This window comes from Microbulbifer mixtoriginis (SeqCode) (assembly GCF_052468275.1).
On the sequence record NZ_CP174341.1, the window covers coordinates 1130390 to 1144399 of the forward strand.

General features: G+C 52.7%; 11 protein-coding genes. 7 read left to right on the plus strand and 4 right to left on the minus strand.

Translation table 11 applies throughout. From position 1 onward, the window contains the following. Positions 1-59 precede the first annotated feature (59 nt). Positions 60-1022: a branched-chain amino acid transaminase gene (locus tag ACJJIC_RS05070; protein WP_444899651.1), complete on the plus strand. Its 963-nt coding sequence runs from the start codon at positions 60-62 to the stop codon at positions 1020-1022. A 266-nt stretch (positions 1023-1288) separates the two neighbouring features. Further along, positions 1289-2662 carry an O-antigen ligase family protein gene (locus tag ACJJIC_RS05075; protein ID WP_445356554.1) on the plus strand — a complete coding sequence of 458 codons (1374 nt, stop codon included), beginning with the start codon at positions 1289-1291 and terminating at the stop codon, positions 2660-2662. 47 nt (positions 2663-2709) lie between these two features. On the opposite strand, the gene ACJJIC_RS05080 is transcribed toward ACJJIC_RS05075, so the two are convergent. After that, complete coding sequence (locus ACJJIC_RS05080) at positions 2710-4041, minus strand: UDP-glucose dehydrogenase family protein (RefSeq protein ID WP_444910667.1); 1332 nt, start codon at positions 4039-4041, stop codon at positions 2710-2712. A 178-nt stretch (positions 4042-4219) separates the two neighbouring features. On the opposite strand from ACJJIC_RS05080, the gene ACJJIC_RS05085 reads away from it, so the two are divergent. Continuing rightward, positions 4220-5110 carry an ELM1/GtrOC1 family putative glycosyltransferase gene (locus tag ACJJIC_RS05085; protein ID WP_445356555.1) on the plus strand — a complete coding sequence of 297 codons (891 nt, stop codon included), beginning with the start codon at positions 4220-4222 and terminating at the stop codon, positions 5108-5110. Here ACJJIC_RS05085 and ACJJIC_RS05090 read toward each other — a convergent pair. Further along, positions 5107-5772 carry a YrbL family protein gene (locus ACJJIC_RS05090; protein ID WP_252083554.1) on the minus strand — a complete coding sequence of 222 codons (666 nt, stop codon included), beginning with the start codon at positions 5770-5772 and terminating at the stop codon, positions 5107-5109. The two genes, ACJJIC_RS05085 and ACJJIC_RS05090, sit on opposite strands and share 4 nt — an antisense overlap. Next, the gene (locus ACJJIC_RS05095; RefSeq protein WP_445357879.1) at positions 5769-6887 is read right to left on the minus strand and encodes a glycosyltransferase family 4 protein; all 1119 of its coding nucleotides are present in this window, start codon (positions 6885-6887) and stop codon (positions 5769-5771) included. The genes ACJJIC_RS05090 and ACJJIC_RS05095 overlap by 4 nt, the downstream gene beginning before the upstream one ends. A 174-nt stretch (positions 6888-7061) precedes the next feature. Here ACJJIC_RS05095 and waaA point away from each other — a divergent pair, with 174 nt between their 5' ends. Beyond that, positions 7062-8360, plus strand: coding sequence for a lipid IV(A) 3-deoxy-D-manno-octulosonic acid transferase (gene waaA, locus ACJJIC_RS05100; RefSeq protein ID WP_444910977.1), 1299 nt, complete (start codon positions 7062-7064; stop codon positions 8358-8360). Between the two features lie 46 nt (positions 8361-8406). On the opposite strand, the gene ACJJIC_RS05105 is transcribed toward waaA, so the two are convergent. After that, positions 8407-9939, minus strand: coding sequence for a TolC family outer membrane protein (locus tag ACJJIC_RS05105; RefSeq protein WP_444910665.1), 1533 nt, complete (start codon positions 9937-9939; stop codon positions 8407-8409). Between the two features lie 355 nt (positions 9940-10294). Between ACJJIC_RS05105 and ACJJIC_RS05110 the strand changes: the two genes are divergently transcribed. Genes ACJJIC_RS05110 through ACJJIC_RS05120 form a run of 3 tightly spaced genes read left to right on the plus strand, consistent with a single transcriptional unit; the run spans position 10295 to position 13999 of the window. Then, positions 10295-10945, plus strand: a complete 651-nt coding sequence (locus tag ACJJIC_RS05110; RefSeq protein ID WP_444899656.1) for a paraquat-inducible protein A — start codon at positions 10295-10297, stop codon at positions 10943-10945. Next, on the plus strand, positions 10942-11622 hold the full coding sequence (locus tag ACJJIC_RS05115) for a paraquat-inducible protein A (RefSeq protein WP_445356556.1): 681 nt from the start codon (positions 10942-10944) through the stop codon (positions 11620-11622). The genes ACJJIC_RS05110 and ACJJIC_RS05115 overlap by 4 nt, the downstream gene beginning before the upstream one ends. After that, entirely contained in the window at positions 11615-13999 is a 2385-nt protein-coding gene (locus ACJJIC_RS05120) for a PqiB family protein (RefSeq protein WP_444882965.1), read from the plus strand. The genes ACJJIC_RS05115 and ACJJIC_RS05120 overlap by 8 nt, the downstream gene beginning before the upstream one ends. Positions 14000-14010 lie beyond the last annotated feature (11 nt).

Consider the following 14010-nt stretch of genomic DNA (forward strand, 5'->3'; position numbering starts at 1 on the left):
AACCGGCTTGGTCCTGCTGCCCGATTAAACTGTTTTTCAGGATTAGTGGGAGTTGCCCTATGTCTTTTGCCGACCGTGATGGCGTTATCTGGTTTGACGGTGAGTTGGTTCCCTGGCGCGATGCGCGCGTGCACGTCCTAACCCATACCCTGCACTACGGCATGGGTGTTTTTGAGGGGGTGCGCGCTTATGAGACCGATCGCGGAGCCAGTATCTTTCGCCTGCAGGATCATACCCGTCGTTTATTTCGCTCCGCGAAGATCATGAATATCCCTATGCCCTATGAAGCGGATGAGCTGAATGAGGCTCAGCGTCTTGTAGTCAGGGAAAATAATCTCCAGCACGCCTATTTGCGCCCAATGGTATTTTACGGCTCTGAGGGGATGGGGTTGCGTGCAGAGGGCCTTAGTACCCACGTAATCGTCGCCTCCTGGGAGTGGCCCAGCTATATGAGCCCAGAGGCATTGGAGCGTGGCATCAAGGTCAATACGTCCTCTTATACTCGTCACCACGTCAACATCAGCATGTGCAAGGCGAAGGCCAACGGTAATTACATCAACTCAATGCTGGCCCTGCAGGAGGCGATTCGCAACGGTTGCGAAGAGGCGTTATTGCTCGATCCAGAGGGCTATGTGGCCGAGGGCAGTGGGGAAAACTTTTTCATCGTCAGGGATGGGATTATTTATACCCCGGAGCTGACCTCCTGCTTGGATGGCATTACCCGGGATACGGTGATTGAGTTGGCTAGGGAGTGCGGTTACCGGTTGGTGGAGAAGCGTATTACACGCGATGAGGTTTATATCGCCGATGAGGCCTTTTTTACGGGTACCGCCGCAGAGGTGCTGCCTATCAGTATGCTCGATGGCCGCTCCATCGGCAGTGGTCGCCGCGGCCCAATCACCGGTCGTTTGCAGGGACTTTATTTTGATGTAGTGCATGGTCGCAGTACTGCGCACCGGGGTTGGCTGAGTGATGTAGATGACACCGGCCTTCATGACACAAGCCATATTGCTGTCGCCTAGCCCACCAGATTTGGGCTAAGTCCAGATCCTCCCAACTTCAGGTGGAGGGCACTTTAGAGTGCCCTCCCTGATCACTCTCCAGGGGAAAGTAGTACCCTGCTTGTTGTTCTCGTAGAATGTTCAAGTAAATTATCCCTTTGTACTCAATGGGTGTCTGCCCATTACAGACTTGGTGTGAATCGAAAGCGTTGCATAGCGAATTCAATCTTTGCCCTTGTTTAATAGAGTGCTGGTTAATAAGTCATTAAGGACTGTGGGAGTTATTGGTGTTACCAATTAAAAACTTTGCGAAGGATTGGAAAGGCATTTTTGCTCAATTTTGGCAGCGCAATGAGCTGATCGATATATCTACAAACTTGCAAATGCTAGGAGGTGCTCTGCTGCTTTTATATGCAGCACTATTTCCTTTGGGGAGCGATTTTGCAGATACCGCTAAAACTCTATTTATTATTCTTACTTTTTGGGTACTTTTTACCCGCGGAAGAAACTGGCTCAACTCACCAGTCGGATGGTTCTTCGCTGCTGCTTTATTAGTTCAGATGTTGTCCTGGACTGGTATGTTGATGGCATACCCAGAATGGGCTGAGTCTTCCCCGAAATTTCACCGCCTGGGGCAGTGGTTTGTATTCGCTGCCATAGCCTGCTGGTTGGGCGGCAGTACTCGCAATACTTTAATTCTCTGGTTGACGGCACTACTAGCTCTCCTTTTGGCTCCCTGGGTAGCGGGAGGGGGATTTGCTGAGTGGTTAGATGGGGCTAGGGGACAGCGAGTCGAATTTGGTTTCCATAATGCCCAGCATACCGCCATTCTTTTTGGTGTTGCACTGTTGGGCCTAGCCGTTTTCTCTCGTCGCTTATTTAGATATTCAGGACTGTTATCCATATCGAGCTTAGCCTGGGCCGTTGCTGTTGGTATATGTGCTCTGGCTGTGCTTTATTCACAGACTCGTGCGATTTGGTTTGCTTTAGCGGTATCTCTATTCACTCTCTTAATCGTTTGTGTGGTTATAGTTCTTCGCAAGCAGGGTAAGGGAGTTTGGTTGCGCCTAATAGCTTGGGGGACGGTTATCGGTGTGGTCATGATCGCCCTTTGGGTGAAAGTTGGGGATGTGGTGAGCAAGCGCCTCGGGCTTGAGAGGAACACCATTGATGCTTTACTTTCAGGAAATCTTGAGTCGATACCTTATTCTAGTATCGGTGTCAGGATCCATAGCTGGCACTCTGCGATGAATTGGATAGCTGAGCGCCCATTGCTTGGCTGGGGCGGTAAAGGTCGACGTCTCGTTATTCAAAATCTGCAAGGTATGCCATCGGAGTTCAAAAATACTATTGGGCATCTACACAATAGTTATCTTGATTTACTGGTGAACTATGGAGTTCTGGGCGCGTTGGTATGGGGAGTCCTCAATTGCTGGGTATTCATATTGGCTTATAAAAGCTGGCGCAGGGGTGTTTTACCTGGCGACTTCTTCTTATTTTATATCGGTTTTATGATTCTCTGGCTGATTGCGAATTGCTTTGAATCCTATCTTTTTTACTCCAGTGGCCATTTTATTTTTGGCATAGTGGTTGCTGGTATTGCAACCCATATTTTTCGCTGCAGGAGTGAATTTAGGTCTGAACCTGGCCGGAACCTCTAAGAGAGAACCTGAGGGGCTAAGCCCCTCAATGTCTTCTTGTAGGGCACTTATACTTTCGGGCGTCCCACACAATAATAGTCCATGCCACTCTCGGCCATGTGCTGGGGTTCATAGAGGTTACGGCCATCAAAAATAACCGGACTATTTAACGCATTGGTAACAGTCTTAGCATCAATGGCCTTAAATTGCTGCCACTCGGTAGCGATAATCAGGGCATCTGCCCCAGATAACGCAACTTCTTTAGTGCCACAGAGTTGCATGTCTTCGCGCACACCGTATATCCGTTGGCACTCCTCCATTGCCTGAGGATCAAAGGCTTGAACCTTTGCCCCGAGCTGCCAGAGCTGCTCCATCAAGATACGGCTGGGCGCTTCGCGCATATCGTCGGTATTGGGTTTAAAGGCAAGCCCCCATAATGCAAAGGTTTTTCCTCTAAGGTCCTCGCCAAAATGCTCGGTAATTTTTTGTAGCAGGTAGCTTTTCTGGGTTTGGTTACGCTCCTCCACAGCATTCAAAATACCCGGGAGTACCCCCATTTGAGTTGCTGTAGAAATCAATGCTTTCACATCTTTGGGAAAGCATGAACCACCGTAACCGATACCGGCGTAGATAAACTGGTAGCCAATGCGGGGGTCAGAGCCAATACCCTGGCGTACCTGCTCGATGTCTGCGCCCACATGATCGGCGATTTGTGCCATCTCATTCATAAAACTGATTTTGGTGGCCAGCATGCAGTTAGCTGCGTATTTGGCCAGCTCCGCACTGCGAACATCCATGGTGATGATCTTTTCATGGTTTCGGTTGAATGGCGCATAGAGCTGGCGCAGTGCATTCTCTGCGGTGGTGCTGCGAGTACCAATAATGATGCGATCTGGTCGCATGCAATCGCTCACTGCAGAACCTTCTTTAAGGAACTCTGGGTTTGATACGACTTCGAAGGGAATATCTTCGGCATTACGTGCAGCCAGCCGATCGGCAATGGCTTTGCCCACTAAGTCTGCAGTGCCAACGGGAACCGTAGACTTATTGACGATCACCTTGGTGTCGCTCATATAAGTGGCGATAGATTCGGCCACTGCCAGCACATGGCGAAGGTCGGCTGAGCCGTCCTCGTCAGGAGGGGTTCCAACGGCGATAAAGATGACTTCCCCGTGCTCAACGCCCTGTGACGCATCAGTGCTGAAATTCAGCGTTCTATTTTTTAAGTTGCGCTCAATCAGCGGGGATAGACCGGGTTCATAGATGGGAATGATCCCTTTTTTCAGATCCTCGACTTTCTTCTCATCGATATCAATGCACAAAATATTATGGCCAACTTCAGCCAAAACTGCGGCCTGAACCAAGCCGACGTAACCGCTGCCAAATACCGTTACATTCATGAGTATCCAATTTCCTGTCACTGGAGGGGCTGTGCCGCCCAAAAATATGCGCGCTAGTGTACCAGATATTTGCCCCTAGGCCTTGGGGCACAATCGGCATATCCCGTGCCCTCATATTCGCCGACAAGTGGGCAATAAGCTATGCTTGCGGCCTTTTATAGGTAGGGGTTCATTGGCTTTGCAGCTGAAGATATGGCGTTTTCTCGATGGTAACCGGGCGCATGAGAAACAGAGTGCGGCACTGGTTTGTGGCCTGGGTAAAAGTTTTGCTGGGCAGGTACAGAATTTTGATATCCCTGCAGAGTTGAGCGCTTCGCGCATATTCCTGGGATGGGCACAACAACTCGATCAGCTGCCTAAACCGGATTTCCTAATTGGAACCGGCCGCAAGAGCCGTATGCCGATGTTGGCCGCGCGCCGCCGTTACGGTGGTCGCGCAGTGTCGATAAATCGTCCGCAGCTACCTTTTGGCTGGTTTGATTTTGCGATTGTGCCGGAGCACGATCGGCCACCACCTCTGGAGAACATTATCCTAAGCCAGGGTGCCCTAACGGAGCCTCTACCCGATATTGGTCCTCAGGCTGGGAAGGGATTAATTTTGCTCGGTGGACCGAGTAAACACTACTCCTGGGATCTTCAGGCTATCCGGGCACAGATAGAGCCATTGATAAGACAACCCCTTGATTGGCAGATTTCCAATAGCCGCCGAACGCCAGGTGGTACATTGGAAGCCTTGTCCGAGGGCAATGCCTGCTTTATCGATTGGCGCTCATGTCCTCCCGGTTGGATTCAGGAGCAGATGGCCACGACTGAGCAGATTTGGGTGAGCGAAGATAGTGTTTCCATGCTGTTTGAGTCCTTACAGAGCCGCGCGAGGGTGGGGGTAATTCGGGTTCCCGGCCGGGATAAGTCCAATAAGGTCCGAGCTGCGGTACAGAGGTTGATCGATCAGGGGGTCGTCAGTGAACACTTGGAAGAAGTGTTAGCGCAGCCGCCTCGCCAGCCTCTGGATCAGTACCTTTTATGTGCCAGGGCACTATTGCGCCGCTGTGGACTATTGGCCAATTAGCCTTTCAGGCCGCGGGCTTCAAACTTTCGCCAGGGTATCTTCTTATCGGAGACTTCCCACTCCACGCGCAACCACATACGTTGGATACGGCGGTGGATATAACGCCTGGCAAAGAAACTGGAAAATTTCGGTAGTGGCAGGAACGAGGCGCAGCCCAAGCCATCGATAAGGTAAATCTGCAAACGCCCGTTTTCTCGGCGTAAGACTAGGTTGTGCGCGATCAGGTTTTTGGTCAGTACGCCGTATTCCAAGAGCCAGCTGGCAAACTCTTGTAGTGCTATACGCACCTCTTCATCCAGGCCGTGTTTGTTTAAATATTGGCGTAGGGTAGGTGCCGGAGTTCCGCTCTCATCTAAGATCATATCGGTCACTGCGGCGGGGCCGAGACTGGTTTGCTGGATTCCATACCAGCGGGGTAGGTGCTGCCACAGTCCGGCGCTATCCCGTTGAAGGGCACTTTGGCTATAGCCCTCCTGCTCACGCAAGTTATCGTCAAAGCTATCCAGGCCGCGTCCACGCTTATACCAGGGGGCCCTATCCAATAGTATTTGAGTGCGTCCAGGGCGCATCACTTTGACGCACAAGTGAGGCTCCTGGGGATGCTGATAGCAAAAGCGATTGCCTCCACTGGCGAAGGGTTCACGATTGTTCAAATCTATCATGGCGCCATATTTCTCTTATTGTTGTTAAGCATAGTGCGATAGATTTCCATGGTGTGGGCGGCTTGTCGCTCTAAGGTAAAGGCTTCTGTGAGCTGGGGTCTTTGTTGAGGAGTGTCTAGTATCTCCAGGGTCTTCTTGAGGAGCATTTGCCTGTCCCCTTTATTGACCAGACCCTGTGGGAAGCAGGCCTGCAGGGATTCCGCCGGGCCGCCGATATCATAACCAATAATCGGTGTGCCTATTGCGGCGGCCTCGATAACGGTGCGGCCAAATGGCTCCGGGCGTTGTGAGAGATTGAAAACCAAATTGGACTGCTTGTACCAGTAGCGAATATCAGAGCGATGCCCAACAAAGCTGACACGATCCTCTATCCCCAGATTTCGTACTTTTTCTTTTAGTTCTTCTTCGTAATGGGCTTTATTCGCTTCGCTGCCACCGAGGATTACTCCATGAATATGGGGGTCTAAGGGGGCGAGTTTAGCAATTAGCTCAATAAAATCTTCCTGACCTTTCCAGCGGGTCAAGCGTCCCGGCAATAACAACCAGCGTTTCCCTTGGAGCTGTGGAAACTCCAGACAAGTCCGCTCCATCCAGTCAGCTGGGAGACAAATTTGGGGGTGAAACTCTTTGGTATCGACCCCGCGATAGACAATCTGAGGGGGCCTCTGTAGGTCATTAGGGTAGTTCTCCAGCAGGTAATCGTTTACGCACTGTGAGATAGCGATAACCTGCTCGGTTTTTGCCATGATCGCACTGTAGCGGTTGGTCGAGTAGAGCCCGTGCGCTGTGCTCAGCAGCCGGGGACGTTTGTCCACGGGCATTTTTTTCCAGGCCAGGTAAGTAAGCCAGGCGGGTACCCGGGAGCGAACGTGCAAGATATCTGCATTTAATTTCTGCAGCAGATTACGCAAAGGGCGCACTTGTAGCAGGCTGGTGAGGGACTTTTTATGGATTGGCAGGGTGATATGCTGTGAGCCTTCACGCTGTAGCTGCTCCACCATACGGCCGCCACTGGAAATGACAATGGATTCATGGCCGGCATGGACCAGTGCACGGGCAAAATCCAGGGTTCCCCGCTCAACTCCGCCCGAGTTTAAGGCGGGCAGTAGTTGCACAACTTTCAAGTGACCAGCTCCGAGTTACCAAGAAGAAAATGTTCTGCCAATGATATGATGGCCAGGTTTTGGCTTCCTGGCAGGGAACTCATTATATGCAGTGAAGCCTGACCCAGTACAGCTGGCGGTACGTCTTGCCAGTATTTGTTTTCTCCCCGTGAAGCACTTTTGTCGATGCGAGTTCTGTATAACGTTATTTTTCGAGCGGCGATGCCACTTATTTTGCTGCGTCTGTGGTGGCGCGGTCGCAGCCAGCCTGAGTATCGGCTGCGCCTTGCTGAGCGCCTGGGAAAAGTGCCGAAGCGTCTTAGTTCTGCGCCTTTACTCTGGGTGCACTCAGTGTCCGTGGGGGAAACGTTGGCGGCGATACCGGTGATTACCCAGCTGGCGGCTCGCTACCCTCAGTGGCAGTGGCTGGTGACGACGAGCACCCCCACAGGTTCTGAGCGGGTGACTGAGGCGCTGCGCCCTATTCTTGGCGGCCGTTTACTGCATTACTACCTGCCTTACGACCTACCTGAGTGTCTGACGCCATTCCTGCAGGCTTTGCGTCCGAATATGCTTGTCATTGTGGAAACTGAGTTGTGGCCGAATCTCCTGCACTTTTGCAGAAAGCGCAATATACCGACGCTGCTGGCCAACGCTCGGCTCAGCGAGAAATCTGCGCGCGGCTATGGAAAGTTTCCAAGATTTACCCAATCGATGTTGGCAAATCTGGATAAGGTCGTCGCTCAGTATGATGTGGATGCTCAACGCTTTGTTAAGTTGGGCTTGCCGGCACCGCGGGTGCTGGCCAGTGGCAATATCAAGTTCGATCTGGATATCGGTTTAGGACTGGTTAGTGAGGCCCAGGCCCTGGCTCACCAGTGGCGTGGGCCTGAGGGGCGCAAGGTGTGGCTGGCTGCCAGTACCCATACCGGTGAGGATGAAATTATTCTGGATGCCTATCGGGCATTGCTAAAGACCAGTGAAAATTTACTGCTGGTGTTGGTTCCCCGGCACCCACAGCGCTTTGCAAGTGTTGCAAGGCTCTGTCAGGAAAGGGGCTTCCAGGTGGTTAGGCGCAGTGAAGGCCGGGTGCCATCTGTCTGTGATCAAATACTCCTGGGGGATACGATGGGAGAGCTGCTGAGCTTCTTTGGAGCGAGTGATATGGCCTTTGTGGGTGGCAGCCTGGTTCCTGTGGGTGGGCACAACATGATTGAGCCGGCAGCCTGGGGGATACCGGTGGTATGCGGGCCTTTCCTGCATAACTTTTCCACCGTTGCCCAATTGCTAAAAGATGCTGGCGGCATGGTGATTGTCAAAGATGCAGCGAGCATAGCTGAGCAGCTGGGTCTTTGGTTGAAAAATGATCGCCAACGTATGGCTGCAGGGCAGAATGCCAGAGTGGTGGCGCAGGAAAATAGTGGTGCTTTGCGACGTCTGCTGGATGAAATTGAGATTCTGATGCCTGATTTGGAAGATCAGTGAGTGGCTCAGAGTCCACTCACTGGTAGAAGTATTACTGATAAAGTGCTTACTTAGAAGGAGCTGGAGTGCCGGGAGGACTGGACTCGCCCACACGGAACACATTGTGTGCCGGATTCAGCATACTATCCAACTCCTGAAGATCTTTTGGTGACAATAGCCCCGCCACCTGTTTGAGATTCAGGGTGTTGATGATGTAGTCGTAGAGGGCGTTGGCATAGTCCGTCTGAGACTGAAACAGGGTACGCTGGGCCAGCAGTACATCGACGATATTACGCGTGCCTACCTCGTAACCTGCCTGGGTGGCATCCAGTGCACTCTTGGCAGAGACCACCGCCTGTTGCCGCGCCGCCACACGGGAGACATCGGTTACTACCGCACGGTGCAGGGTGCGGGTCGACTGAATAGTGTTGCGTTCGGTCAGATTGCGCAGATCCTGGGCCTGGAAGGACAAGTTGCGCGCCTCGCGGCGATTGGCGCTAATCAGGCCGCCGGTATAGATGGGAATATCCAAGGTAATTGCTACGGTAGTATCGCGGTTGTCTAAATCGCGAGGAAATGTCGTACTTCGGTTTCGGGTTCGAAATTCTCCATCAAAAATTGCCCTCCTGGTTTGGTCACCTTCCGAGGTGAATTTATTGTATGAGACTGAACCGGTAAGTGTAGGCAGGTGCTCACTGGCAGCCGAGCGGGCGCTGTAGCGAGCTGCCTCGGCATTCAATCGCGCAGCTTTGAGGTCGAAATTATTGGCCAGGGCAAAGTCGACCCAGTCGGCACGATCCGCCGGGACCGGCGGCGCCACCTGGAAACTCTCTATTAACGGAGCAACCTCATCGTGATAGCCGCCAGTTAATACAGAGAGGGCGTCAAAGGAAGAGAGTAAGTTATCCTGTTCCGTTAAGCGGCGGGCAACCGAGCTATCGAAAGCCGCTTGGGAATCATAAACGTCGGTGATTGCCGTCAGCCCCACCTCGAAGCGCTGCTGGGTCTGTTCCAGCTGCTTGGCCAGAGCCTTTTCCTCAGAGACGGCCGCTTCCAGCACATCATAGGCGCGTAATACATCGAAGTAGGCAGTCGCTACGCGGATCATCATATCCTGCTGGTTGGCGCTGTACTCTGCTGTGGCCCGTTCAGTTAGTTTCTTACCTTGCTGATAGCCAAACCAAGCGGGGGCATCAAATATCGCTTGGCTCAGGGTGGCATTGTAAATCCTATCGTCAAAGGTGCCTGTGTCTTTTTGAAGAAAATCAATGAGTTCAACATTCTCAACGTCATCTACATCGTCATTAACGGGTTCTGCTTGACCTGATTGATAATACTCGTGATTTCTCGCCGCCTGGATTTGAGCGTTCACCTGCGGTAACAAAGGTGCACGCAGCTGGTTTTTTGCCTCTATTCCAGCATGGTAGGCGGCGCGGTCTGCAGCCAGCTGGGGATCGTTATCCAGCGCCTGCATATAAATATCCCACAGGGTGTCGGCCTGGGCCTGCATGGCGCCGAAGCCCAGCAGGGTGGCGGCGATTAGTTTCTTCAGTGGACGCAACTGGCGGCCTTTCGGCACTTTGCGGTTACTTCTTTTCATCTGTTTCAACTTCCTGTGGCGGGTGCGGTCTTCAAGCTTCTGTCAGTTCTCTGGAGCGGCACTCGAGTTTTGGTTCTCGGTGGGTTCCCTTGGCTCGCATGGTCCGATGTTGCTGCCAGTCTCCCCAATTAGCAGTCGCGAGAGTGTACCCGCGGCCAGTCTAAGCGTCGAGGCGACGCTTTCGGCTTTTTGGTATATCTTCGTTAAACCGACGCGAATGTGCGTTTACCGGTATCTGCCTGGCAGTATCAGGGCAGCATTGAATAGGGCAATGCCCCTACATTGCAATAGACGCGCCATGGAAGTATTTGGATGCGGCAAAAATTGTGCAGAATAAGGCAAGGACCTCTGGCACATGGATCAGCTGCGCATCAAAGAGCCAATACCCTGGCAGCGTGCCTGCCACGAGTGCGACCTGTTATTGACCGGCAGTCTGGCACCGCCCGGTCAAAAGCTGGTTTGTCCCCGGTGTCGCTGCACACTGCACCGCAATAGCAATCACAGTGTCTATTACACTATTGCCCTGAGTCTCACCGGGCTGTTGTTATTTATTCCCTCTGCCAGCCTGCCATTACTCAAATTCTCAATTTTCTCTTTTGGTGCCGATAATACCCTATTGAACGGGGTTCACTCCCTCTACAAAGCAGGATTTATCTGGCTGGCGTCTCTGGTTTTGTTTTGCAGCGTGCTGGCGCCCCTGGGCAAATTTCTGTTGTTGTTATTTATTTGCTGTGGCAGTGCCTGGAGGCTTTTGGATCGAGCGGTTGCCTTTGCCGTACGCTGGTATCAACACATCAAAGAGTGGGGCATGCTGGATGTCTATATGCTGGGTATTCTGGTGGCATTAATTAAATTGAGAGACCTGGGCAAAATGGATGTGGAGCCGGGGCTCTACTGCTTTGGTGCCATGATGTTAGTGGCAAACCTCTCCTCTCTTAGTTTCGACCAAAATGCCATTTGGCAGCGAATTGCGCTGCGGCGTGTCCTGCGTGAGGCGGCCACATGAGTGCCCCGCAGAAAGCCCTCCAAAATGGAATGAGCAGCTGTTTGAGCTGTCACCAGCTGATTATTTTACCGGCCCGGGGAGGGCGTTGCCGCTGCCCTCGTTGTGGTGCGAGTGTTCATGGACGCATTGATGGCAGTTTGATGCTTACCTGGGCACTGACAATCACCGGTGCCTTGTTGTTACTTCCAGCAAATATCCTGCCGATTATGAGTGTTGTTTACCTTGGCGCCGGTGAACCCAGCACAATTATCAGCGGTGTAATGCAACTGTATAACAGCGGTATGTGGGGCATCGCTCTCATTGTCTTTGTGGCCAGTATCGCCGTGCCGGTAATGAAACTATTGGGATTGGTACTGCTCTTGGTACAGATCCAATTGCGATTGCATTTTGTGCCCTCTCAAGCGATGAAAATATATCGAGTGGTTTCCGGAATCGGGCGTTGGTCGCTGCTGGACCTGTTTATGATTTCTATTCTGGCGGCGCTGGTGGACATGGGATTTATCGCCCGAGTGGAAGCAGGGCCGGGTAGTACCGCTTTTGCCTCGGTGGTGGTGGTCACCATGATGGCGGCGCGTTCTTTCGATCCGCGCCTAATATGGGATGCCCATGATGGCGACCTGTATGCAACCGCGGTAGAGCCGGAAACGGCTCACAGGAGTGCGGCGGAGAATGGCTGACAATACGCCAGTGGATAATGACACCATAGAACCCAGCGCCTATGAAGGCCCTCAGCGGGGACAAGTGCGCAGGAGTCGCGGCCTGCCGCTTGTGTGGATATTGCCACTGGTAGCGGGTTTGATTGCCGCCTGGTTACTTTACCAGGATATGGCTGAGGGGGATGTGCACGCGAGCATCCTATTTCACTCCGGCGATGGTCTGGTGAAAGGCAAAACGGTGGTGAAATATTCCGGTGTGGATATCGGCATAGTGCAGGATGTGCGCCTGGTACCCAATGCCAAAGAATTAAATGGTGCCGACGGTGTTTTGGCTGAAGTCAGTCTTAACCGCAGTGCCGAGTACCTGTTGGTTGAAGGCACCGAGTTTTGGGTGGTGAAGCCGGAGCTCTCCATTACTGGTATCAGCGGATTGGAGACTTTGCTATCGGGTAATTACATTGCGGTGGAGTCCGGCAGTGGCAAGCGTAAGCGGGAGTTTGTCGCTCTGGATCGTCCACCGGCATTTATACGCGGCGACGGTTTACGCGTGGTACTGAAATCCCGCCGGCTCGGCTCCCTCAGCCGGGGCTCACCGGTGTACTACCGTCAGTTACGTGTGGGGCAGGTGGCCGATTACAGTCTCGACGAAAATGGTAGAGAAGTCAGTATCGAATTATTTATCCGGCGCGAGTACGGCTATTTGGTGCATCGTGGCAGTCGCTTTTGGAACAGCTCCGGGATTTCGATTGAAGGAGGGATCAGCGGTATTAGTATCAACCTGGAATCTCTCGCCGCTCTTTTTGCCGGTGGTGTCAGTTTTTACACGCCGGAATCCCAGCGCCAGTCGCCATTGGCGGTCAATGGCACAGAATTTAAGTTATATAAAAACTTCGCTGCCGCAGATGCGGGTATTGCCGTCACTTTAAATTTTGACCGAGGTGTCGATGTGACACCCGGTAGTACCAAGGTGTATTACCAGGGCATCAAAGTGGGTGAAGTCAGTCGCGCTAAAGCCAACAAGAGTATGAATGGAATGGAAGTACGTGTCCTGATGGACCCGGCGACCGATGACCTGCTCAGTGAAAATACTCGCTTCTGGTTGGCGCCGCCCACTTTTGATTTTAGCGGCGGCTTGAATGAATTAATTCAGGGTAACCGTATCGAGGTAGATCTGCGTCGGGGGAAGCGTTCTCAGCGCACTTTTTCCGCGCGGGCTTCGGCACCACAAATGGACCCTAGGGTCCCTGGACTGCATTTACGCCTCACCTCCCGCAACCCGGGCTCACTGCAGCGCGGTGCCCCCGTATATTTTCGCCGTATCGAAGTGGGCAAGGTACAGGGGATGGAATTGCGCAGAGATGGCGAAGGCGTAGAAGTGTATGTGGTGATTGAACCGCGCTATGCACACCTGGTTAGGCCAGGTGCCCGATTTTGGAATATCAGTGGATTGCGCGCTAGTGCGAGCCTGAGCAGTGGTATCAAAATACAGGCGGATTCGTTGATGTCTTTGTTGCGTGGTGGTGTTGCTTTTGGCATCCGGGGTGGGGAGTACGAAAAGGGTGGACCTGCGCAAAATGGCGATCAGTTCCCTCTGTATCGCAGTCGCGAAGCGGCGATGGAAGAGGGCATTGAAATCAGTATTAATTTACCCAGCGCTGAGGGGCTTAAGGAAGGGGCTCCGCTGCGTTACAAAGGTGTGCAAATTGGCGAAATAACCCGCTTGCGCCTCGGCAGGGATCTTGGTGAAGTTCAGGCACGAGCAAAGCTCTACCATCGCGGTGGCAATTTTGCTCGTGCCGGCACCCGTATCTGGGTGGTGTCCCCGCAAATTGGTATCAGTAAAGTCGCGCACCTGGACACACTGATTACCGGTCGTTACCTCGCCCTGGAGCCCGGCGGCGGGCCGCCGGAGACAGAGTTCTACGCCGAGCTTCAGGCCCCGAAGGAGGATCTTGCCGAAACTATGAGTCGACCCGGCCTGACGGTAATACTCGATGCAGCCAGGCGCGGTTCTCTGGTGGCCGGCAGCCCCGTTTATTATCGGCAGGTGCAAGTGGGGGAGGTTACTGGCTTTGAGCTGGGAGAGTGGGCGGACCGGGTATATATCTTTGTGCACATCGAGCCAGAGTATCGCCCGTTGGTGCGTGAGCATACGGTTTTTTGGAACGCCAGTGGTGTGGATGTGAATTTTGGGCTGAAAAGTGGTCTTAATGTTAATACCGAGTCTGCTCAGGCTCTAATTAAAGGGGGCATTGCTTTCGCCACGCCCGAGCCGCCATTTATGGGGTTCGAAGTGGAATCCGGTAGCCACTTTCCACTCTACCCACGGGCGGAACCCAAGTGGTATAAGTGGAGCCCCAAAATAGAGCTTTATAATTATTCGGAACCGGTCAAATAAATAACAAGGTA

Coding starts and splice junctions, on each gene's coding strand:
- ACJJIC_RS05070 (WP_444899651.1), top strand. CDS start 60: ATGTCTTTTGCCGACCGTGATGGCGTTATCTGGTTTGACGGTGAGTTG.
- ACJJIC_RS05080 (WP_444910667.1), bottom strand. CDS start 4,041: ATGAATGTAACGGTATTTGGCAGCGGTTACGTCGGCTTGGTTCAGGCC.
- ACJJIC_RS05090 (WP_252083554.1), bottom strand. CDS start 5,772: ATGATAGATTTGAACAATCGTGAACCCTTCGCCAGTGGAGGCAATCGC.
- waaA (WP_444910977.1), top strand. CDS start 7,062: ATGCGAGTTCTGTATAACGTTATTTTTCGAGCGGCGATGCCACTTATT.
- ACJJIC_RS05105 (WP_444910665.1), bottom strand. CDS start 9,939: ATGAAAAGAAGTAACCGCAAAGTGCCGAAAGGCCGCCAGTTGCGTCCA.
- ACJJIC_RS05110 (WP_444899656.1), top strand. CDS start 10,295: ATGGATCAGCTGCGCATCAAAGAGCCAATACCCTGGCAGCGTGCCTGC.
- ACJJIC_RS05115 (WP_445356556.1), top strand. CDS start 10,942: ATGAGTGCCCCGCAGAAAGCCCTCCAAAATGGAATGAGCAGCTGTTTG.
- ACJJIC_RS05120 (WP_444882965.1), top strand. CDS start 11,615: ATGGCTGACAATACGCCAGTGGATAATGACACCATAGAACCCAGCGCC.